The following is a 20,796-nucleotide window of genomic DNA, read 5'->3' as shown; positions in this document are numbered from 1 at the left end:
TCGCCGGGTCGCCGGCGCGGCGGGAGTCTCGCGGGCCGCGCCCCGGACGGGTGCTCAGGAGCGGGAACGGGGGCCGATCGGGACGACCAGAGGAGTCCCCGCCACCGGGTCGGGAATGACCTTGGCGTCCAGGTCGAACACCTCGCGCAGCAGGTCCTCCGTCAGCACGTCGTGCGGGTCGCCGGCGGCCACCACCTGGCCCTCGCGCATGGCCACCAGCCGGTCGGCGTAGCGGGCCGCGAGGTTGAGGTCGTGCAGGACCATCACGATGGTCCGGCTCGCCTCCCGGTGCAGTTGCCGGACCAGTTCCAGCACCTCCACCTGGTGCGCCAGGTCGAGGAACGTGGTCGGCTCGTCGAGCAGCAGCAGGTCCGTGCCCTGCGCCAGGGCCATCGAGATCCAGGCCCGCTGCCGCTGCCCGCCCGACAGCTCGTCCAGCGGCCGCTCGGCCAGGTCGGCCAGACCGGTCATCTCCAGGGCCCGGCCCACGGCCGCCTCGTCGTCCGACGACCACTGCCGGTACCAGGTCTGGTGGGGGTGCCGGCCCCGGGCGACCAGGTCGGCCACCGTCAGGCCCTCGGGGGCGGTCGGCGCCTGGGGGAGCACGCCGAGCACCTTGGCCACCTCGCGGGTCGCCATCCGGTCGATGCGCTTGCCGTCGAGCAGCACCTCGCCCCCCTGCGGCTTGAGCAGCCGGCCGAGGGCGCGCAGCAGCGTGGACTTGCCGCAGCCGTTGGGGCCGATGATCGTGGTCACCGTGCCGGAGTGGACGCCGAGGTCGAGGTTCTCGACGACGGTGCGTTCGCCGTACCCGAGCGTGACGCCGGCCGCCTGCAGCCTCATTTTCTGGCCCTCCAGATCAGGTGAATCAGGTACGGGGCGCCGAGTACGGCGGTGACGATGCCCACGGGCAGTTCGAGCGGGGAGAAGGCCGTGCGGGCGATCAGGTCGGCGCCGGCGGTGAGGACCGAGCCGACGACGGCCGACGACAACAGCGGCGGCTGAGCGCAGCGGGCCAGCCGCAGGGCGATCTGCGGCGCGGCCAGGGCGACGAACGCGATCGGGCCCGCCGAGGCGGTGGCCACGGCGGCCAGCAGCACCGCGGCGAAGATCATCAGCGCGCGGGAGAGGTTCATCCGCACGCCCAGCGCGGTGACCGTGTCGTCGCCGAACCGCAGCGCCCCCAGCGAGCGGGTGCCGAGCATCGTCGACGGCACCAGCACCGCCAGGGCGAGCGCCACCGGCACGACGTGCTCCCAGCCGCGGCCGTTCAGCGAGCCGCTGATCCACACCATGGCCCGGCCGGTGTCGTTGACGTCGCCGACCGTCAGCAGCCAGTACTTCACGTTCGTGAACACCGCGGCCACGCCGATGCCGACCAGCACCAGCCGGTAGCCGTCGAGGCCGCGCCGCCAGGCCAGCGCGTAGACCGTCACCGCGCCGACCAGGCCGCCGAGCAGGGCGAGCATCGGGATGCCCACGGCCGAGAACAGGCCGCTGGCGCCGCCGTACGCGCTGCCGCTGAGCACGACGCCGGCCACGACCGCGACCGAGGCTCCGGTGGTCACGCCCAGGATCTCCGGGCTGGCCAGCGGGTTGCGCGCGATGGACTGGATGATCGCGCCGGACAGCGCGAGCGCGCCGCCCACCAGCGCGCCGGTCAGCGCGCGCGGCAGGCGCAGCTCCATGACCACGAAGTGGCCGGCGTCGGCCGGGTCGAGCGTGGCCCGCACGACCTCCGCGAGGCTCATGTCGATGTCGCCGAGACGCATGTTCAGCGCCATGAGCAGGCCGAGCAGCAGCAGCCCGCCCAGCGTGAGCACGGTGCCGCGCAGCCGTACCTGCCAGGACAGGCCGGCCACGCGCAGCGGGAAGGCGGTCATCACAGCCTCACCGGCTTCCTGCGGCGCACCAGCGCGACGAAGAAGGGCGCGCCGACCAGCGCGAGCACCACTCCCACCTCCAGCTCTCCCGGCGGGGCGACGACCCGGCCGATCACGTCGGCGAGCAGCAGCAGCGCCGCGCCGGCGAGTCCCGCGTACGGCACCAGCCAGCGGTGGTCGGTGCCGGACAGCGGGCGGGTCAGGTGCGGCACGAGCAGGCCCACGAACGCCAGCGCCCCGCACGCCGCCACCGAGGCGCCCGTCAGCAGCGTGACGGCGGTGACGCCGACGGCGCGGGTCAGCGCGATGTTCTGGCCCAGGCCACGGGCCACGTCCTCGCCGAGCGACAGCGCGTTCAGACCGGGCGTGTTGACCATGGCCAGCACCAGCCCGGCCGCGATGAACGGCAGCACCTGCCAGACCACGTCGGGTCCGCGGGCGGCGATCGAGCCGGCCTGCCAGAACCTGAAGACGTCCATGGCCTGCTCGTCCAGCAGCACGATGGCGGAGGTCAGCGCGTACAGGAAGGCGCTGACGGCGGTGCCGGCGAGCGCCAGCGTCACCGGCGTGGGCCCGCCCCGGCCGCCCACCATGCCGAGCGCGAACACGCCGACGCTGGCGAGCAGGGCGCCCGCCAGGCCGAACCAGATGTAGGCGAACAGGCTCTGCGCGCCGAGCAGGATGATCGAGGACACCATCGCGAACGCCGCGCCCTGGGTGACGCCCAGCAGGCCCGGGTCGGCGAGGGGGTTGCGGGTGTGGCCCTGCATGAGCGCCCCGGCCACGCCCAGCGCGAGGCCGGCCAGCACGCCGAGCGCCGTCCGGGGCAGGCGCAGCGAGCGGATGACGATGTCGTTCTCGGTGCCGGCCGGGTCGGTCAGCGCCCGCCAGGCGTCGGGGAGCGGGACGGCCTTGGCTCCGATGGTGATGCTGAGCACGACCGCCAGTGCCAGGGCCGTGAGAAGGCCGGTGAGCACGAGGAGCCGCCGGCGGCGGAGGCCGTGGAGGCGCGGCGCGACGGCTGTTGCGGTCACGTGGTCCCTCCAAGCGTTTGCCCGATCCCGGTGAAGTATGCCAGCTTAGGCAGGGCTAACCTAAATTAGGGTTGCCTAAACTTTTACCAGGGAGAGGGACTTTCGATGAGACCGTTGCGCGCGTTCGTGGGCGCCATGGCCCTGGTCGCCGGGCTGGCGGCCTGTGGCTCGACAGACTCCGCGTCGCCGGCGGCCTCCGGGCAGGCCAGCGCCGAGGGCGGAGCGGCGTTCCGCACCGTCAAGCACGCCATGGGCGAGACGGCGATCCCGGCCCAGCCCAAGCGGGTCGTCGCCCTCGACCAGAGCTTCGTCGACGCGGCGCTCACGCTGCAGACGCCGGTGGTCGGCTACACGACCTACCGGTCGATCGAGGACAAGCTCCCCGACTACCTCGGCGCGGTCGCCACCGAGTACGGCAAGGAGGCCACCCCGGTCGGCACCCTGGAGGAGCCGAGCCTGGAGAAGATCGCGGCGCTCAAGCCCGACCTGATCCTCTCCGCCAAGGTCCGGCACGAGGCCCTCTACGACAAGCTCTCCAAGATCGCTCCGACGGTCTTCAGTGAGACGACCGGCGCCATCTGGAAGGAGAACCTCCGCCTCGTCGGCCAGGCGCTCGGCAAGGAGGATCTGGCCGACACCACGCTCAAGGAGTTCGAGGACCGCGCGGCCAAGATCGGTACGGCGATCAAGGAGAAGCGGGACGGCAAGCTGCCGTCCATCTCCATCGCCCGTTTCGCCGGCGAGCCCACGGTCCGGCTGTACGTGGAGAAGTCGTACTCGGGCCTGATCATGAAGGACATCGGCTTCCCCCGCCCCGAGGGCCAGCCCACCGCCACGGACTCGATCGTGGTGGACGTCAGCCAGGAGCGCATCGCCGACCTCGACGCCGACCACATCTTCGTCGCGACCTACCCCGACCCCACCAGCGACGGGCCCAAGGCGAAGTTCGTCGCCAACCCGCTGTGGGGCAAGCTCAAGGGCGACAAGCACGAGGTGAACGACCAGACGTGGATGACCGCGGTGGGCATCCAGGGCGCCCACGCGGTGCTCGACGACGTTGCCAAGATCTTCGAGGTGGACCCGGCGAAGGTCACCTCCTGACCCCCGCCGGTCAGGCGGGCAGGTCCCGTCAGGCGGGCAGGCCCCGTCAGGCGGGCAGGAAGGAGCGCAGGTCGGCCAGGTGCGGGTGGATGTCGAGGCCCTGGGCGGCGAGCCAGGCCGGGTCGCAGTAGGTGCCCCGGTATCTCTCGCCGCCGTCGCAGATGAGGGTGACGACGCTGCCCCGCTCGCCGGCCTCGCGCATCTCCTTGATGAGCTCGACGCAGGCGGCGACGTTGGTGCCGGTGGAGCCGCCGACGTCGCGGCCGGTCACCTCGCGCACCCAGTGCATCGCGGCGATGGACCGGGCGTCGGGCACGGTCACCATCCGGTCGATCACGGTCGGTTGGAAGGACGGCTCGACCCGGGGTCGTCCGATGCCCTCGATGCGCGAGCCGCGGGCGGTGACCGAGGCGTCGCCCGAGACCCAGCTCGGGTAGAAGGCCGAGCCCTCCGGGTCGGCGACGGCCAGCCGCGTCGGGTGACGGCGGTAGCGGATGTAGCGGCCGATCGTGGAGGACGTGCCGCCGGTGCCGGCGCCGACGACGATCCAGGTCGGCACGGGATGGGGCTCAAGTGCGAGCTGCGCGAAGATCGACTCGGCGATGTTGTTGTTGCCGCGCCAGTCCGTGGCCCGTTCGGCGTAGGTGAACTGGTCCATGAAGTGGCCGCCCGTCTCGGCGGCGAGCCGGTGCGACTCCTCGTAGATCGTGGTGGGGTCGTCGACCAGATGACACTTGCCGCCGTAGAACTCGATCAGGTGACACTTCTCCGGTGACGTGGAGGCGGGCATCACCGCGATGAACGGCAGGCCCAGCAGCCGGGCGAAGTACGCCTCGCTCACCGCCGTCGACCCGCTGGACGCCTCGACGATCGTGGTGGTGGGGCCGATCCAGCCGTTGGCCAGGCCGTACAGGAACAGGGAGCGGGCCAGCCGGTGCTTGAGTGAACCGGTCGGGTGCACCGACTCGTCTTTCAGGTAGAGGTTTACCCCCCACTGCGGGGGCAGCGGAAAGACATGCAGATGGGTGTCACAGCTCCGGTTGGCGTCGGCCTCCACCTTCCGGATGGCCTCCGCCACCCAGTGACGCGTGCCGGTGTCATGACGATCGACGAAATCCATGGTCATACGCTATCTCATGTGACTCTTGCCACTTTTTTCGGCAAATTGGAAGGGCAGTGTTATGGTAACGAGACAAGTCCAGCCGTGGACGTGATAACGCACGCCGCGAGCCAGATGGACTTCTCACCTCTCTGACCAGGCGTAACCGCTAACGCCGCCCTTACGGGCGCGCTGCCATCATGGGTTCTACTATCGGCGGCCTGTGCCGGGATGGGGATACATCGCTAGGGGGATATGACTTGATCACTATGACCGACGAGCAGCGTCAGGACTGGTTCGAGCGCGACGTCGTGCCTGTGACGTCGCAGCTCTTCGCCTCCGCGATGCGCCTGACCCGCAACACGGCCGACGCGGAGGACCTCGTCCAGGAGACGGTCGCCAAGGCCTACACCTCCTACCACCAGTTCCGCGAGGGCACGAACCTCAAGGCCTGGCTGCACCGCATCCTGACCAACAACTTCATCAACGACTACCGCAAGCGGCAGCGTTCTCCCAAACTGTCCGCCGCCGAGGAGATCGAGGACTGGCAGCTGCACGCCGCCGAGTCGCACACCTCCACCGGCCTGAAGTCGGCCGAGACGGAGGCGCTCGACCGGCTGCCCGACAGCGTCGTGATGAACGCCCTGCGCTCCCTCCCCGAGGACTTCCGCGTCGCCGTCTACCTGGCGGATGTCGAGGGCTTCCCCTACAAGGAGATCGCCGAGCGTATGGGCACCCCGATCGGCACGGTGATGTCCCGCCTGCACCGTGGCCGCCGCCAGCTCCGCGGGATGCTCGAGTCGTACGCCCGCGAGGAGGGCGCCATCCGCGTCCCCGCCCAGAGCGCCGCCTGAGCGAGCGCCGCCTGACCGAGCGCCGGCCTCAGCCGGCGCTCAGGCGCATGTGCAGGCGCACGCGCAGCGTCCCCCGATCGGCGCGCAGCTCGACGTGGTCGCACAGTTGCCGGCTGATCCAGAGCCCGTACCCCCGAGAGGCCTCTCGCTCCGGCGGCAGGTAGCCGGGCAGCGGGTCGTCCAGCGCGCCACCCGTGTCGGCGATCTCGCAGACCAGCTCCCTGCCGTTGACCCACATCCTGATCGTTCCGTGCCCGGCGCCGTGCTCGACGCTGTTGGCGGCGATCTCCGAGACTCCGAGCACGAGCGAGGAGACCAGGTCGCGGTCCATCCCGGCCGCCCTGGCGTAGTCGCCGACCGCGTGCCGGAGCGCCTTCAGCTCGGGCGCCGTGAAGCGCAGCGACTCCACCCGTCCGTCCGGGTCCGGCAGCGGCGCGTGGTCGCCGTCGAGCACCAGCTCGTGCGGCCGGACGTACGCCTCGCTCGCCGCCTCGCCGCCGGGGCCGAGCACGAAAGGGTGGGTGCTCGCCAGGTGCGCGAGCACGTCAGGGGGCACCCTGCGGCGATCGTAGGCGCACAGCAGCCGCGCCGCCGTGCCGCGCAGCGCCACGTTCAGCACCGACTCGTAGCGGATCCACGCGCGGGTCTCGCGCTCGCTGCGGCCCGCCCAGACGGGCTCGCCCACGATGAGGGACCGCCCCTCCGTCGCGTACTCGTGGCAGGCGGCGAGCGTCCGCTGCGGATGGCTGTACCAGGAGGCCGCGATCCTGCCGTCGATCCGGCCCGCGTCGCGGCCGAGCGCCTCGGCCAGCAGGGCGAGCTTGGCGGTGCAGGTGACCACGAGCACCCGCCTGCCCTCGTCCAGGGCCTCGCGCACGCGGGGCAGCACCAGGGCGGCGAACCGCTCGTCGGAGTCGTACGGCAGGGCGACGTGCCGTAACGGCTCGCCGTCGGGTGGAGGCCGGCCAGGGCGCACGGCCGAAAAGTAGCAAGCGCTTGCCTGTTGTGCAACGGCTGTGCGGATGCTCACCGGCTCACCACGGCTGCCGACGAGGCCGCCGACGAGGCCGGCGCGGCCCGCGACACCTGACCTCCGGCCGCGAGACGGTGACCGTCGGTGCGGCATGGGAGGCTTGGACCCATGGGTTTCAGCGGCTTCCCCGACGAGGCTTTCCTGTTCTACGAGGGACTGGAGGCGGACAACTCCAAGACCTACTTCACCCGCCACCGGCACCTCTACGAGGAGGCCGTGCGCGCCCCCATGCTCGCCCTGGCCGAGGAACTGGCCGAGGAGTTCGGGCCGGCCCACCTTTTCCGGCCCCACCGTGACGTCCGCTACGCCAAGGACAAGTCCCCGTACAAGACTCACCAGGGGGCCTTCGTCGAGAAGCAGCCCGGCATCGGGCTGTACGTCCAGATCGACGCAGCCGGCCTCTGGACGGCGGGCGGCCTCTACAGCCAGGCGTCCGACCAGATCACCCGCTACCGCGCGGCCGTCGACGAGGACCTCACCGGCGGGCCCCTGGCGGCCGTGGTGGCCACGCTGGCGTCCGCAGGCTACGCCGTCGAGGGAGACCGGCTCAAGACCAGGCCGCGCGGCTTCACCGACGACCACCCGCGCATCGAGCTGCTGCGCCACAGGTCGCTGTACGCCGGTCGGCGTTTCGAGCCCGAGCCGTGGGTGCACACCGCGGAGGTGGTGAAGCGGGTGCGGGAGTGCTGGCACGCCTTCGAGCCGCTGGTCGGCTGGCTGGGCACGCACGTACGGGGCAGCGAGCTGCCGCGCCGCTGACGCGGCGGGCGCTTCGACGGGCGGTGGTGGAAGGACGTGGCAAGGTCGTGACGGCGAGCGGGGAACACACCGGCACTTGCGCGGTCCCGGAGGCCGGCGGCGGGGCGCGGCGCCCGGGCGGCCGGGCGTGGTGGCGGCGGGACCGGACGGTGGTGGCGGCCATCACCGGCGCGGCGGCCGTCGGGTACGCCGTGCTCTCGCTGGCCAAGCTCGCCGGCTTCCGGGCCGGCGCCTACGACCTGGTCATCTTCGACCAGGCGGTCCGGTCCTACTCGCGGTTCGGGCCGCCCGTGGCGATCGTCAAGGGCGTGCACAACGACTTCGGCCCGCACTTCTCCGTGCTGGGCGACCACTGGTCGCCGATCCTGGCCGTGCTCGCCCCGCTCTACTGGATTCACGACGGGCCCGAGACGCTGCTCCTCGCGCAGGCCGTGCTGCTGGCCGCGGCGGCGGTGCCGCTGTGGGTGTTCGCCAGGCGGGCGCTCGGCAGCTCCGTCGCGGCCCACCTGGTGGCGGTGGCGTACGTGCTGGCGTGGCCCGTCGTCGAGACCGCGGCGTTCGACTTCCACGAGGCCGCGTTCGCGCCGCTGCTCACCGCCGTGCTGCTCGAACGCCGGCAGGCCGGACGGCACGCCCACGTGGCGCTCGCCGCGCTGGCGCTGCTCTGCGTCAAGGAGGACATGGGGCTGCTGGTGGCCGGGTTCGGGGTGGTGCTGCTCGGGCAGCGCGGCTGGCGGCCGCTGGGGGGCGCGTTCGTCGTGGGCGGGCTCGGGTCCACCTGGCTGGCGTCCCAGGTGCTGATCCCGCTGTTCGGCGGGCGGGCCGACTACTACTGGGCGTACGGCGCGCTGGGGGCCGACGCGCCGGCCGTCGTCCGCACCGCCCTCACCGACCCGCTCGCCGTGGCCGCCCAGCTCGGCACCCCGCCCGTCAAGCTGGTCACGCTGGCGCTGCTGCTCGGCACCACGCTGTTCGCCGCGCTGCTCTCGCCGCTCGTGCTCGCGGCCGTGCCGCTGCTGGCGGAGCGGATGCTGGCCGGCTCGTTCCCCAACTGGTGGGTGCCCGAATACCACTACAACGCGTTCGTGATCGTCATCGTCCTCGCGGCCGGGGTGGACGGGGCGCGGCGGCTGCGGGAGCGGCGGTCACGGCGGCCCGCAAGCGCCACGGCCGGCGCCGACCGGGAGGGGAGCGGGCCCCCGGACGAGGCGGCCGCCGCAGAGCGGGCGCGGGGCGGGCGCGTGGGGACCAGGTGGGCGGGGACCGGGTGGGCGGCCGGGGTGGCGGCGTTCGCGGTCGCCACCGTGCCGTTCTTCGCGCTGTCCGACCTCGCCGACCCCGCGACCTACCGGCACGACGCGCGGCAGCGCGCCGCTGCCGAGGCCGTCGCCGCGGTGCCCGACCACGCGCTCGTGGAGGCGGCCAACAACCTGGCGCCCGCGCTGTCCGGGCGCGGCACCGTGCTGCTGTGGGACCGCACGCCGCGCTGGGCGCCGTGGGTGGTGGCCGACGTGGGACGCAGGACGTTCCCGTTCCGCGACGTGGACGAGCAGCGGGTCCGCGTCCGCATGCTGGTCGAGCGCGGCTACCGGGTGAGGTTCGAGCGTGAGGGGTACGTGGTGCTCAGCGCGGACCGCTCGTCAGGTGGTCGTCGCCCTTGAGGATGCGTTCGACCGTCTGACCGGCCGCCGAGGTGGCGGCCGCGGTGACCGCCGCGATGACGATCGCCAGCAGCGGCGTGGCCAGGCTGCGCAGGCTGCGGACGTTGCGCACCCGCCCCCACGGCTCGCCCGCCAGGTGCATCAGCCGCCACTCCCACGTCAGTCCCAGGCCGATGCACACCAGCGCCACCTGGCCGCCGACGATGGCCACCGCCTGCACCTTGTCCATGACGCCGATGTCGGGCTCCACGAGCGTCGAGACGTAGCCGGACAGCTCCGTGAGCAGCGCGGCGGCCATCAGGTGCAGTGCCTTGGTCATCGGCTGGGTGCCGCGGACGCGCGGGTAGAAGTAGCCGAACAGGAAGCCGAAGGCCGGCAGCGTGAGCAGGTAGCGGGCGTCGAAGACGAAACTGCTCAGGTCCACCCCCGACGGCCAGCCGTACAGGAAGGCGAACGGCAGGCTCAGCAGCAGCCCGACGACGAACCCGTACCCGCCGTTCACCCACGGCGGGCAGCCCGCGGCGGTGGCGAAGGCCGTCTCCGGGTCACGCCCGTGCAGCCGCAGCGCCTCCTCCAGATGGTGGCGGCGGTTGTCGAACTCGGCCATCGACATCTCGCCCGCGCCGATCCTGCCCCGGCCGATGCGGTAGAGCTCCTGCTCCGAGACGAGCAGCAGCCGCTTGTGCAGGGCCTTCCTGACCAGCTCGCGGTGCTCGTCGGCCGAGGTGGGCTCGACGATCGCCGGGTGCGGGCTCACGAGCAGCCCCCGGACGGCGATCCAGGCGACGATCGAGGTGATGGACAGCAGCGGCAGCGGCACCGTGCTGCCGGCGATCACGATGCTGCCCCGCGGCGTGAGGTACAGCACCATCAGGCAGACGATCATGGTGGGTTCGGCCGAGGGGTGGCTGATCGCCGACACCGTGTCGCCGAGCCGCCGCAACCGCAGCACCAGCAGCGCGAACCCGAGCAGCAGCAGCCCGATCAGCCCCCGGGTCAGGGGGTCGAGCACCAGGATGCCGATCTTCGGCGGCTGGGCCTGGGACAGCAGCGGCAGGCTCCACGAGCCCTCGTCCAGCCATTCCGTCGGCCAGCCCTGCACCATCAGGCTCGCCGCCACGGCGGCCAGCAGCCCCCCGTGCGTCCACTGCCGGGTCGCCACGGCCACGGCGGAGAACGGGATCAGGGCCCACGCCAGGGCGAGCACCAGCCGGACGCTGTCGGGCGGGTAGGCCCCGGTCAGCAGCGCCTTGGCCCACAGCGCCACCGCCAGCAGGGTCACCGCCGCGCCGGCCGCCAGCACGGGCAGCCGTACGAGCACGGCGCGGACGCCGAGGTCGGCGCTGAACGCCGCCGCCGCGCCGGCCGCCGACAGCGCCGCCACCAGGGCGCCGACGACCAGCGTCCGGCCGGGCAACTGGCCGTGCAGCCACGACCAGGACAGCATGCCCACCGCCAGCAGGACGCCGAGCGCGGTCGCGCCCAGCAGCTCGCGGACCGTCCACGGCGGGCTCGTCGGCAGGGACCGCCCCGCATGCCGTACGGCCAGCAGCGGCACCGCGACGAACAGGATCACGTACGCGACCGGCTTCCACTCCGTGGCCACGATCGTGACCAGCGTCGCGGGGGCGGCCAGCGCCAGGCCGACGGCCAGCTCTCGGTTCGGCAGCCGCTCCCACCATGCCAGGCCGAGCGCGCGCAGCAGCAGCACCACCATCACCACGGCGGTCAGCACGCCGAGGGCGGTCTCCCACGAGAAGTCGTCCTCCTGCTGCACGTCGGGGAAGCCGTGCCGCTCGTGGGCCAGGGTCACGTTCGCCGAGTGCGCCCCCGCGCGGAACCGCAGGCGGTCGGGTTCCTCGCGTGACGGCAGGACCCCCCACGTCCGCAGCACGGTCCACTCGCCGGGCAGCAGCGTCACCACGCGCTCGCCGACGAGCGGCGGGCTGGTGGCGGGCGCCCCGAACCACAGCTCCAGCAGGCCGCCCGGTTCGAGCTGCCGCAGCAGCGTCGCCCGGAACTCGACGGTGGTGCGCCCGTTCTTCGTGGTCAGTGTCGGCGCCCGCCGCGTCGTGGGGGCGAGCACGGTGCCGCCCACCTTGAGCGGCCCGAACCCGTCGTCGGTGAAGCGCTGGATGCCCTCGGGGAACCCGCTGCCCCGCCGCAGGGTCGCGGCGAGCGGGTCGTCGGCGTCCATCAGCAACTGGTGCCTGATCGACACCTTCACCTGCCGCCGCCGCTCGTCAAGCCGCCCGTCGGGCACTCCGGTCAGGTCGGCGTGCACGGCCCTGGTGACCGCCACCTCGGTGGCGGCCTCGCGCGCGGGCGGCGCCTCCGGCCCGGACGGGCTCGTGACCGGCTCCCACGGATCGGGCGAGGCGGTGACCGGCGGCCGTGGGGGGTCGCCCACCGGCCGCGCCGCCGCCGTGCACCATACGACGGCACCCACCGAGAGCAGTGCCAGCCCGAACGCCAGGACGATCCGGAGGTTCCCCACAGTGTGGATGATCCTTGGGGAGATGCGGAGGTTTACACTCAGGGGGTAACAGTGTTGTCACGACGGCTGTCAAGATGTCCGTGCTGGATGGGCTTTGTGCGGGTACGGGGACGCGGTGTCGTGCCGTCGGCGCCGGTGGTAGGAGATGGTCGCGGTGGCCAGCGCGGCGCCCCAGACCGGCCAGAAGCACTCCGGCAGCCAGGCCCCCCATTCGGCCATGGCGAACCGTCCCGCGATCGTCCAGCGGATGTAGGTGAGCCCGGCCACAGTGATGATGATCGAGACGAACCCGGCCGGGACGACCGCCAGCAGCGGCGGCACGCGCCTGCCGCGCAGCGCGGGGATCCAGCGGGGGAAGATCTCGCCCCACCGCTGGGTCAGCCCGAGGGTGAGCACGCCGCCGAACGCGCCGAAGGTCGCCAGGTAGGCGCCCGCCAGCCACAGGCCGTCCGCACCCTCGGCCAGGAACTCCTCGCTCACACCGAGCGGGATGCCCAGCGCCCACGCCCACCGGGTCGCGCAGTACACCAAAGGCACCGCGCTCGCCACGTAGACCGCGACACGCCCGCGTTCCGGAGTGAACCAGCTCCTGCGCCCCTGCCCGCGGGTGTGGGCCAGCGCGGCGGCGGCCATCAGCAGGCCGCCCAGCACGCACACGAGCTGGTTGAGCACCGGCCACGGCCAGGCGTCGGCGAAGGTCGCACCGCCCAGATCCCAGCCGAAGACGGGGGCCACCAGCAACAGCGGTGTGTAGGCGACGCCCATCATCAGCCGGGAGTCGGGGATCACCAGGACCAGGAGCGCGGCGATCGGCCAGGCCGCGAACACGGGTGCACGGTGGTTGCTCCCGCGGGTCAGCGCCAGCGCCGTCACCGCGACGAGCAGCGAGAAGGCGGCGATCCACCAGCCGAAGCGCGGTGTCGTGGCGGCCAGGATCGACAGCGCCCCATCGGGGTCGGGATCGGCGGCGCCCCAGGGGAAGCCGGGCATTCCCAGCGCCCACGCCGAGCCGAGCAGCCCGTAGCCCAGCGCCCACAGGGCCGCCGCATACCCGTACCGGCCGGCAGTGAAAGTTTTCATGAGTTCAGCGTTCCGGGGCGGCGGGTCTTCGGCCCAGATGCCGTTCGGCACTCCTTGCCGCCGGCGCACGTGCCGTTCGGCACCTGAGGGGCGGAGCTGACGCGGACGTACAGTTGCTCCGGTGAGCTGGATGTGGGTCGTCGCCCCGGTGCCGGTGCCGGGTTGGGTGTCGGGGTTGCTGTCGGGCTGGGTGTCGGGCTGGGTGTCGGTGCCGCTGTCGGTGCCCTTGTCGATGCCGGGTTGGGTGTCGGTGTCGGTGTCGGTGTCGGTGTGGGTGTCGGTGTGGGTGTCGGCGGCGGTGGCGGTGGCGGTGGCGGTGGCCGGGCTGTGCCGGCCGCGGCTCGGCCCGCGGCTGCCCGTGCCGGCCGCCGTGGCCGCGGCCGCGTCAGCAGCCGTCACCCTCGCGCACGCCGTCGGCCCCGCGCGGCCCGCGTGGGGCGCCGAAGCGCTCGGCATGGTCGAGAGCGTCGCGCTCATGACACTGGCCGGCCTGGTCGTCCGCCACGCGCCGGTACGGCGGGCCGCGCCGGCGGCGCTGGCGGCGGGCCTGGCCTCGGCCGTCTGGCTGCTGCGCTTCTTCGCGCCCGCCTCGCCGCTGGAAGGGGTGGGCGCGGCCGCGTTCTGGGGGCTGGGGGCGGTGCTGGCCGCCACGGTGGGCGCCCACCTGCGTGCTGTCGAAGCACGGCAGGAGCGCGCCATGACCGACCTGCGCACGGTCCTGCGGCTGCGGCTGGCCAGGGACCTGCACGACTTCGTCGCCCACGACATCAGCGAGATGGTGGCGCACGCCCAGGCGGGCCGGATCGCGGGAGATCCGTCGCAGGCCCTCGAACGCGTCGAGGCCGCGGGTCAACGGGCCCTGTCGACTCTGGACCGCACCTTGGACACGCTGCAGCACGACCGGCCCCTCACCCCCGTCGGCGACCTGGACGGCATCCGCGAGGCCGCCGAACGCTTCACCGCCGCCGGCCCGGCCAAGGTCCACCTGCGCATGGACCCGGCCGTGACGGTTCCGGCCGACGTCGCCGCCCTGGCCTACCGCATCGTGATCGAAGGGTTGACCAACGTCCGGCGGCACGCCGCCCGAGCGCGGCGGGTCGAGCTGGACGTCAGAGCCGGTAGTGGAGCCCTGGAGATCGCGATGACCAACGACGGCGTGAGCCGCACCCGCGGCGCCGGGCGCGGTGGGACCGGCCTGCCCGGCCTGACCGAGCTGGTCCGGGCACAGGGCGGCGAGCTGGTCGCGCGGGCCGTGCCGGACGGCTGGTCGCTGGCGGCCCGCCTGCCACTGGCACAATCGCTGGGGTGGCCACCCGCATTCTCGTCGCCGACGACCAGGAGGGCATCCGCAGCGCCTTCCGCATCATCCTCGACGCCCAGCCCGACATGACCGTCGTCGCCGAGGCCGCCGACGGCCGCGCCGCGATCGACACCGCCACGGCGATCCGGCCCGACGTGGTGCTCGCCGACATCCGCATGCCCGGAGCCGACGGCATCGAGGTGACCCGCGCGCTGGCCGGCACCGGCATCCACGTGGTGATCGTCACCACGTTCGGGCTCGACGAGTACGTGCACACCGCGCTGCGGCACGGGGCCGCCGGATTCGTGCTCAAACGGTCCGGCCCCACCCTGCTCGTCGAGGCGGTCCGGGCCGCGATGAACGGTGACATGCTCATCAGCCCGCAGCTGACCGTCCCGCTGCTGCGCGAGCGTGGCCTGCCGCGGCAGACGTCCGACGTCGTCCTGACCGAGCGGGAGGAGGACATCGTGCGGCTGGTCGCGCAGGGCCGGACCAACGCCGAGATCGCGGCCGAGCTCTTCCTCTCCCCGGGCACGGTCAAGAACCACGTCGCGGCCGTCCAGCGCAAGACCGGGGCCCGCAACCGGGTCGCCGTCGCGGCCTGGGCCTGGGCAACCGGCAGGGCCGAACCGTGACCGCGTCCACGCCCACCCCGCCCGGGACGCCGAAGCCGCCCCGGCCGTGCTGACGGCTCGGGGCGGCTCCGGTCGGCGCGCGCGCCGCTAGGTCGTACGGGCCGTGCGGGCCGGGGTCAGGTGCGTGCGGCGCGCGGGCGGCCGGGCGGCTCAGGTCAGGAGCGCTTGGCGCGGGCGGCCGTGCGACCGCGGGTGGCGGCGTCGAGGACCACCTTGCGGATGCGCACCGCCTCCGGCGTGATCTCCACGCACTCGTCCTCGCGGATGAACTCCAGCGCCTGCTCCAGCGACAGGACGCGCGGCGGAATCACCTTCTCGGTCTCCTCGCTGGTGGAGGAGCGCATGTTGGTGAGCTTCTTCTCCTTGGTGATGTTGACGTCCATGTCGTCGGACCGGGAGTTCTCGCCGATGATCATGCCCTCGTACACCTCGGTGCCGGGGGAGACGAACAGGGTGCCGCGCTCCTGGAGGTTGAGCATGGCGAACGCGGTGACCGGGCCGGACCGGTCGGCCACCAGCGAACCGTTGTTGCGGGTGCGCAGCTCGCCGAACCACGGCTCGTAGGAGTCGAAGACGTGGTGCACCAGGCCGGTGCCGCGCGTCTCGGTGAGGAACTCGGTGCGGAAGCCGATCAGGCCGCGCGCCGGCACCACGAACTCCATCCGGATCCAGCCGGTGCCGTGGTTGGTCATGTGCTCCATGCGGCCCTTGCGGACGGCGAGGAGCTGGGTGACCGCGCCCAGGTATTCCTCCGGGCAGTCGACCGTGAGGCGCTCGACCGGCTCGTGCACCTTGCCGTCGATCGTCTTGGTGACCACCTGCGGCTTGCCGACGGTCAGCTCGTAGCCCTCGCGGCGCATCTGCTCGACCAGGATGGCCAGCGCCAGCTCGCCACGGCCCTGCACCTCCCAGGCGTCGGGCCGGTCGGTGGGCAGCACGCGCAGCGAGACGTTGCCGACGAGCTCCTTGTCGAGGCGGTCCTTGACCATGCGGGCGGTGACCTTGGAGCCCTTGACCTTGCCGACCAGGGGGGAGGTGTTGGTGCCGATCGTCATCGAGATGGCCGGCTCGTCGACGGTGATCAGCGGCAGCGGGCGCGGGTCGTCGGGGTCGGCCAGCGTCTCACCGATCATGATGTCGGGGATGCCGGCGATGGCGATGATGTCACCGGGCCCGGCCTCCTCGGCGGGCTTGCGCTCCAGCGCCTCGGTCATCAGCAGCTCGGTGATCTTCACGCGCTGGATCGTGCCGTCGGTGCGGCACCAGCCCACCTGCTGGCCCTTGCGCAGTACGCCCTGGTGGATGCGGCACAGCGCGATGCGGCCGAGGTAGGAGGAGGCGTCGAGGTTGGTCACGTGGGCCTGCAGCGGCGCGCTGGGGTCGTACGTCGGAGCCGGGATCGTCGACTTGATGATCTCGAACAGGGGCTCCAGGTTCTCCGCGTCGGGCATGCCGCCGTCCTCGGGCCGGGCGAGCGAGGCGCGGCCGGCCTTGGCCGAGGCGTAAACGATCGGGAAGTCGATCTGCTCCTCGGTCGCGTCGAGGTCCATGAACAGCTCGTAGACCTCGTCGACGACCTCCTTGATGCGGGCGTCGGGCCGGTCGACCTTGTTGATGCACAGGATCACCGGCATCTTCGCGGCCAGCGCCTTGCGCAGCACGAACCTGGTCTGCGGCAGCGGGCCCTCGGAGGCGTCGACCAGCAGCACGACCCCGTCGACCATCGACAGGCCGCGCTCGACCTCGCCGCCGAAGTCGGCGTGGCCGGGGGTGTCGATGATGTTGATCGTCATGCCGCCGTGCTGGACGGCGGTGTTCTTGGCGAGAATGGTGATGCCCTTCTCGCGCTCCAGGTCGTTGGAGTCCATGACCCGGTCGTCCACGTCCTGGTTGGCGCGGAAGGCCCCGGACTGCCAGAGCATGGCGTCGACCAGCGTGGTCTTGCCATGGTCGACGTGCGCGATGATCGCGATGTTCCGCAGGTCGTCGCGGCTGTTCAAAGGCATGATGACGTCTCGCTCTGTGTCGTGGGGGCCGCCGCGCGATGTCGCGGCGCCATCAAGTCTAGTTGATCCCGTCTCATGCCCTCGGCGTCCACCCGCGGTCCCCGCCCACCGCCGGGGCGCGCACGTACATATGCGGTTGCACATTTGTACGCATGCCCCCGGGGCTCCGGGTCCCTACGTTGGCGGCATGAGCTGGACAGAGCTGGTGATGGGGGCGGCCCCGACCCGTGGCGACCAGCCCGCGGTGACCGACGTGCGCACCGGCGAGGTCCTCTCCCATGCGGCCTTCGCCCGGCGGGTCACCCGAGCGGCCGCCGGGTTGCGCCGCCACGGCCTGCGCTACGGCGACCGGGTGCTCGTCGACGTGCCGCTCGGCGCCGGGTTCGCCGTGGCGGTGCACGCGGTGGCCTGGTCGGGCGGGGTGGCCGTGCTGGGCTCGCGGGGCGTGGCCCGCATGATGGTCGTCCACCGCCGCCTCGATCCCGCCGCCGAGGTGGACCGGGTCTTCTCGCTGGAGCCGGTCCCGGGGGCCACGCCGTTCGCCGAGCTGATCGGCGAGCAGACCGTGGAGTTCGGGCCGCTGGCCGGTCCGGCGCTCGGCGTGGCGGGCGGGCGCGTCCTGCACCACGACGAGCTGGCCGACGACCTGCGCGAGCTGTCGGCCCGCTTCGTCCTCGGCAAGGACGACGTGGTGCTCGCGGCGGTGAGCGACCTCGTCAAGGGGCTGCGCGTCCTCGACCTGGCGTTGATGTCAGGCGCGCACGTGGTGATCGCCCAGGAGCCGACCCTGACGGGCTGCCGGGTGCTGGCCCACGAGCACGCCGCGACCCTGGCCGTCGCCCCGTTCGAGCTGGCGAGGCGGCTGGTCGGCGATCCTTCGCTGCGTGTCGTCGACGAAAGGGCGCTGGCCGGTTCGCTGGCCCTGTGAAAAGTGCGACACTGTGGGAGAGTGTGATCCTTCCGCGACGCAGGGTGACCACATGCCGCAGCCCCCCAGGCACAATCTTCCGGCCGAGCCCAACCGGTTCGTCGGACGTGACAGAGATCTTGACGAGCTGTGCGAGCTGCTCGTCGACACGCGCGTGGTGACGCTGTGCGGGGTCGGCGGCATCGGCAAGACCCGCCTCGCCCTGCGCGTGGCCGCGCGCCTCGTGCCCGCCTATCCGGCGGGCGTGTGGCTGGTCGAGCTGGCCAGGATCGGCCACGCCGACCAGGTCGAGCGGGAGCTTGCCCGGGTCCTCGGCGTGCGCGAGGAGAGCGGCCGGTCCCTGCTCGACACCGTGGCGGCCCGGCTCGGCGACGCGCGCTGCCTGCTCGTCCTCGACAACTGCGAGCACCTGGTCGACCGGTGCGCCGAGGTGAGCGCCCGGCTGGTCGCGGCCTGCGGGCGGCTGGGCATCCTGGCCACCAGCAGGGAGCCGCTGCGCATCGCCGGCGAGCTGGTCTGGCGGGTGCCGCCCCTCGACCTGCCCGAGTCCGGCCCGCCGCGTCCCGGCGAGCCGCTCGCGGAGGCGGTCCGGCTGTTCCTCGACCGGGCCGCCGCCGCGGGCACCCGCCTGGGACAGGAGAGCCTGGCCGACACCGTGCGACTCTGCCGTGCCCTCGACGGGTTGCCGCTCGCGCTGGAGCTGGCGGCGGCGCGCACGAGCCTGCTCAGCCCCGGCCAGATCGCCGACCGCATCGACGACCGCTTCTCGCTGCTGACCACGGGCGGCCGGACGGCTCCCGCCCGGCAGCGCACCCTGCTCGCGGCCGTCGAGTGGAGCCACGACCTGCTGTCGGCCCGCGAGCAGGTGCTGCTGCGCCGGCTGTCGGTGTTCGCCGGGGCGTTCGACCTCGACCTGGCCGAGCTGATCTGTGCCGGCCCGCCCCTGGCCACGACGGAGATCGTCGAGTTGCTGGGCGGCCTGGTCGACAAGTCCCTGGTGCAGTGCGACGAGGACCGCAGGCGCTACCGGCTGCTGGAGACGATCAAGCGGTTCGCGGCGGGGCGGCTGGCCGAGGCCGGCGAGCGCGACGACGTCCGCGATCGCCACCTGGCCGCTCTCTGCGAGTTGCAGCGCCGTCACTTCACCACCGAACTGGTCGAGCCACGCCTGCCGTGGCCGCGCCGGCTGGCCGCGTTCAACGCCGGCCGGCTGCTGACCGACGACCTGCGCGTCGCACTCGACTGGGCCGTCGAGTCCGGCAACGTGCCGCTCGGGCTCCACCTGTGCTTCCACAGCACCGGCCTGCTGCCGGTCAGCGGGCTGACGGAGATCGTGGGCTGGGCCGAGCGGCTGCTCGCGCTCGACCTCACCGGCGTCCCCGGCTGGCAGATCGCCCAGGCCAAGGGCTACCTCGCGTACGGGCTGGAAGCACGCGACGAGCTGGAGCGCGCGTTACGGCTGGCCCGTGAGGCACTGGACGAGCTCGACGGCGCCGGCCCGTACGCCATGGGCGTGATGCACAGCCTGCTCGTCATGGTGCTGCTGCGCCTCGGACGCCCGGAGGAGGCGCTGCTCCACGCCCGGCAGGGCCTGGAGCTGGCCACGGCCGCCGACGACCCGTGGAACCAGGCGTCCGGGCTGGCCGGGCTGTCGGCCGTGGCGCTCGTCCGCGGGCGGCTGCGCGAGGCCCAGCGGCACGGCGAGCAGGCCCTGCGGCTGGCCGGCGAGCACGGCCATCGGTGGATCATGGCGAGGGCGGCGACGCAGCTCGGCGCGGTGGCCGAGGCGCGTGGCGACCTCATGACGGCGATGACCCACTACGAGATGGCCGTGCCGTGGCTGTGCGAGCTGGGCAGCGGCGTGGAGCTGGCCCGCTGCCTGGCGCGCGGCGGCCGGGTGGCGGCCATGCTGCACGAGTTCCCGGCGGCCAGGGAACGCCTCGCCCGCAGCCTCGCGCTGAGCAGGTGCACCGGGCAGCGTCAGGGCGTGGCCCGGTGCCTGGTCGGGCTGTCGGTGCTGGCCGAGGCCGAGGGCGACCTGGCGGGCGCCGTGCTGACCGCGGCGGCGGCGGCCGGCCTGCGCGAGGAGATCCGCCAGCACAGCGTGAGCAGCCGCGTCGAGGGGCTGCTGGTACGGGCGCGGGCCAAGCTCGGCGACGCCCGTACCGTGGCGCTGTGGGCGCGGGGCGGGACGATGAGCCCCGACGACGCCGCCCACCACGTCCTCGACCGCGCCGTCCTGACCGGTCCGGAGGATGGTGAGACGGCCGGGGTGGTCACGAGCTGCCTGCCTTCCCGGCACACGCAGGGGGCACTGACGCAGGTGACGACGCGACTGCCGGCCGGGGCGTCGGCCGAGGGCAGCGTCGGTGGCGGGATCGGCGGTGGGGTCGGCGGCGAGGCAGGGGGCGGCGAGGCAGGGGGCGGGGTCGGCAGCGGGGGCGGCGGTGGCGTCCGGGTCGGCGCAGGGACGTGCGGGGGGACAGGCGCCGGTTCGGGCTTCGGGGTGGGCGCGGATGGGGCTGCCGGTTCGGGCGTGGACGGAAGGGACGGTCCGCGCCCCGGCCCGGGCGGGGATCCGGGTGTGGGCGCGGGTGGGACTGTCGGTTCGGTCGTCGGCGTGGGTGGGGCCACGGCGTCGAGTTTCGGCGCGGGCGGCGGCGTCTACTCGGGTGTCGGCGGAGGGGGCGGGTCGGTCGGTGGCGGGATGCGGCGTTCGCCGTTGACGGCGCGCGAGCAGGAGATCGCCGCGTTGCTGACCCGGGGGTTGTCCAACCGGGCCATCGCCGAGGAGCTCGTGATCAGCCCGGCGACGGTGGCGCGACACATCGCCAACATCATGGACAAGCTGGGCCACACCTCCCGGGCGCAGATCGCGGTGTGGGCGGCCGAACACCTGAAGGTGTCTGCATAGGGATCTGCATAT

The 20,796-nt window shown here is 73.0% G+C and carries 16 protein-coding genes; 8 read left to right on the top strand and 8 right to left on the bottom strand.

Going from position 1 to position 20,796, the window contains the following annotated elements:
- Positions 1 to 54 precede the first annotated feature (54 nt).
- Genes ACGF0J_RS23025 through ACGF0J_RS23015 form a run of 3 tightly spaced genes read right to left on the bottom strand, consistent with a single transcriptional unit; the run spans position 55 to position 2,917 of the window.
- Positions 55 to 843 carry an ABC transporter ATP-binding protein gene (locus tag ACGF0J_RS23025; RefSeq protein ID WP_393148976.1) on the bottom strand — a complete coding sequence of 263 codons (789 nt, stop codon included), beginning with the start codon at positions 841 to 843 and terminating at the stop codon, positions 55 to 57.
- On the bottom strand, positions 840 to 1,883 hold the full coding sequence (locus ACGF0J_RS23020; protein ID WP_393148974.1) for a FecCD family ABC transporter permease: 1,044 nt from the start codon (positions 1,881 to 1,883) through the stop codon (positions 840 to 842). The genes ACGF0J_RS23025 and ACGF0J_RS23020 overlap by 4 nt, the downstream gene beginning before the upstream one ends.
- Positions 1,883 to 2,917, bottom strand: coding sequence for a FecCD family ABC transporter permease (locus tag ACGF0J_RS23015; RefSeq protein WP_393148972.1), 1,035 nt, complete (start codon positions 2,915 to 2,917; stop codon positions 1,883 to 1,885). The genes ACGF0J_RS23020 and ACGF0J_RS23015 overlap by 1 nt, the downstream gene beginning before the upstream one ends.
- A gap of 105 nt (positions 2,918 to 3,022) precedes the next feature.
- On the opposite strand from ACGF0J_RS23015, the gene ACGF0J_RS23010 reads away from it, so the two are divergent.
- Positions 3,023 to 4,018 (top strand): ABC transporter substrate-binding protein, encoded by a 996-nt coding sequence (locus ACGF0J_RS23010; protein WP_393148970.1) that lies wholly within the window; start codon positions 3,023 to 3,025, stop codon positions 4,016 to 4,018.
- Between the two features lie 46 nt (positions 4,019 to 4,064).
- Here ACGF0J_RS23010 and ACGF0J_RS23005 read toward each other — a convergent pair whose 3' ends face one another.
- Entirely contained in the window at positions 4,065 to 5,138 is a 1,074-nt protein-coding gene (locus ACGF0J_RS23005; protein ID WP_393148968.1) for a PLP-dependent cysteine synthase family protein, read from the bottom strand.
- Positions 5,139 to 5,386: 248 nt separating this feature from the next.
- Here ACGF0J_RS23005 and ACGF0J_RS23000 point away from each other — a divergent pair, with 248 nt between their 5' ends.
- On the top strand, positions 5,387 to 5,971 hold the full coding sequence (locus ACGF0J_RS23000; protein ID WP_393149222.1) for a sigma-70 family RNA polymerase sigma factor: 585 nt from the start codon (positions 5,387 to 5,389) through the stop codon (positions 5,969 to 5,971).
- Positions 5,972 to 5,999: 28 nt separating this feature from the next.
- Here ACGF0J_RS23000 and ACGF0J_RS22995 read toward each other — a convergent pair whose 3' ends face one another.
- Positions 6,000 to 6,947 (bottom strand): anti-sigma factor RsbA family regulatory protein, encoded by a 948-nt coding sequence (locus ACGF0J_RS22995; RefSeq protein ID WP_393148966.1) that lies wholly within the window; start codon positions 6,945 to 6,947, stop codon positions 6,000 to 6,002.
- 165 nt (positions 6,948 to 7,112) lie between these two features.
- Between ACGF0J_RS22995 and ACGF0J_RS22990 the strand changes: the two genes are divergently transcribed.
- Together ACGF0J_RS22990 and ACGF0J_RS22985 are read left to right on the top strand one after the other, a co-directional pair.
- Positions 7,113 to 7,763 (top strand): DUF2461 domain-containing protein, encoded by a 651-nt coding sequence (locus ACGF0J_RS22990; protein ID WP_393148964.1) that lies wholly within the window; start codon positions 7,113 to 7,115, stop codon positions 7,761 to 7,763.
- 47 nt (positions 7,764 to 7,810) lie between these two features.
- Positions 7,811 to 9,424 carry a DUF2079 domain-containing protein gene (locus tag ACGF0J_RS22985; RefSeq protein WP_393148962.1) on the top strand — a complete coding sequence of 538 codons (1,614 nt, stop codon included), beginning with the start codon at positions 7,811 to 7,813 and terminating at the stop codon, positions 9,422 to 9,424.
- On the opposite strand, the gene ACGF0J_RS22980 is transcribed toward ACGF0J_RS22985, so the two are convergent.
- The gene (locus ACGF0J_RS22980; protein WP_393148960.1) at positions 9,387 to 11,921 is read right to left on the bottom strand and encodes a hypothetical protein; all 2,535 of its coding nucleotides are present in this window, start codon (positions 11,919 to 11,921) and stop codon (positions 9,387 to 9,389) included. The genes ACGF0J_RS22985 and ACGF0J_RS22980 overlap by 38 nt on opposite strands.
- 69 nt (positions 11,922 to 11,990) lie before the next feature.
- The gene (locus tag ACGF0J_RS22975; protein ID WP_393148958.1) at positions 11,991 to 13,001 is read right to left on the bottom strand and encodes a hypothetical protein; all 1,011 of its coding nucleotides are present in this window, start codon (positions 12,999 to 13,001) and stop codon (positions 11,991 to 11,993) included.
- A gap of 130 nt (positions 13,002 to 13,131) precedes the next feature.
- Here ACGF0J_RS22975 and ACGF0J_RS22970 point away from each other — a divergent pair, with 130 nt between their 5' ends.
- Together ACGF0J_RS22970 and ACGF0J_RS22965 are read left to right on the top strand one after the other, a co-directional pair.
- Complete coding sequence (locus tag ACGF0J_RS22970) at positions 13,132 to 14,391, top strand: sensor histidine kinase (protein ID WP_393149221.1); 1,260 nt, start codon at positions 13,132 to 13,134, stop codon at positions 14,389 to 14,391.
- Positions 14,307 to 14,936: a response regulator gene (locus ACGF0J_RS22965; protein ID WP_393148956.1), complete on the top strand. Its 630-nt coding sequence runs from the start codon at positions 14,307 to 14,309 to the stop codon at positions 14,934 to 14,936. The genes ACGF0J_RS22970 and ACGF0J_RS22965 overlap by 85 nt, the downstream gene beginning before the upstream one ends.
- A 155-nt stretch (positions 14,937 to 15,091) precedes the next feature.
- Here ACGF0J_RS22965 and typA read toward each other — a convergent pair whose 3' ends face one another.
- Positions 15,092 to 16,942, bottom strand: a complete 1,851-nt coding sequence (typA, locus tag ACGF0J_RS22960; RefSeq protein ID WP_393148954.1) for a translational GTPase TypA — start codon at positions 16,940 to 16,942, stop codon at positions 15,092 to 15,094.
- A 187-nt stretch (positions 16,943 to 17,129) separates the two neighbouring features.
- Here typA and ACGF0J_RS22955 point away from each other — a divergent pair, with 187 nt between their 5' ends.
- Positions 17,130 to 17,870, top strand: a complete 741-nt coding sequence (locus tag ACGF0J_RS22955) for an AMP-binding protein (RefSeq protein WP_393148952.1) — start codon at positions 17,130 to 17,132, stop codon at positions 17,868 to 17,870.
- 52 nt (positions 17,871 to 17,922) lie between these two features.
- On the top strand, positions 17,923 to 20,784 hold the full coding sequence (locus tag ACGF0J_RS22950; RefSeq protein ID WP_393148950.1) for a LuxR C-terminal-related transcriptional regulator: 2,862 nt from the start codon (positions 17,923 to 17,925) through the stop codon (positions 20,782 to 20,784).
- Positions 20,785 to 20,796: the final 12 nt, after the last annotated feature.

It is taken from the genome of Nonomuraea sp. NPDC047897 (assembly GCF_043204415.1).
In the GTDB taxonomy this organism is placed as follows: Bacteria; Actinomycetota; Actinomycetes; order Streptosporangiales; family Streptosporangiaceae; genus Nonomuraea.
The sequence above is the reverse complement of the archived record's forward strand: the minus strand, read 5'-3'. Positions and strand labels throughout refer to the sequence as shown.

Coding starts and splice junctions, on each gene's coding strand:
- ACGF0J_RS23025 (WP_393148976.1), bottom strand. CDS start 843: ATGAGGCTGCAGGCGGCCGGCGTCACGCTCGGGTACGGCGAACGCACC.
- ACGF0J_RS23020 (WP_393148974.1), bottom strand. CDS start 1,883: ATGACCGCCTTCCCGCTGCGCGTGGCCGGCCTGTCCTGGCAGGTACGG.
- ACGF0J_RS23010 (WP_393148970.1), top strand. CDS start 3,023: ATGAGACCGTTGCGCGCGTTCGTGGGCGCCATGGCCCTGGTCGCCGGG.
- ACGF0J_RS23005 (WP_393148968.1), bottom strand. CDS start 5,138: ATGGATTTCGTCGATCGTCATGACACCGGCACGCGTCACTGGGTGGCG.
- ACGF0J_RS23000 (WP_393149222.1), top strand. CDS start 5,387: ATGACCGACGAGCAGCGTCAGGACTGGTTCGAGCGCGACGTCGTGCCT.
- ACGF0J_RS22990 (WP_393148964.1), top strand. CDS start 7,113: ATGGGTTTCAGCGGCTTCCCCGACGAGGCTTTCCTGTTCTACGAGGGA.
- ACGF0J_RS22975 (WP_393148958.1), bottom strand. CDS start 13,001: ATGAAAACTTTCACTGCCGGCCGGTACGGGTATGCGGCGGCCCTGTGG.
- ACGF0J_RS22970 (WP_393149221.1), top strand. CDS start 13,132: ATGTGGGTCGTCGCCCCGGTGCCGGTGCCGGGTTGGGTGTCGGGGTTG.
- typA (WP_393148954.1), bottom strand. CDS start 16,942: ATGCCTTTGAACAGCCGCGACGACCTGCGGAACATCGCGATCATCGCG.
- ACGF0J_RS22955 (WP_393148952.1), top strand. CDS start 17,130: ATGAGCTGGACAGAGCTGGTGATGGGGGCGGCCCCGACCCGTGGCGAC.
- ACGF0J_RS22950 (WP_393148950.1), top strand. CDS start 17,923: ATGCCGCAGCCCCCCAGGCACAATCTTCCGGCCGAGCCCAACCGGTTC.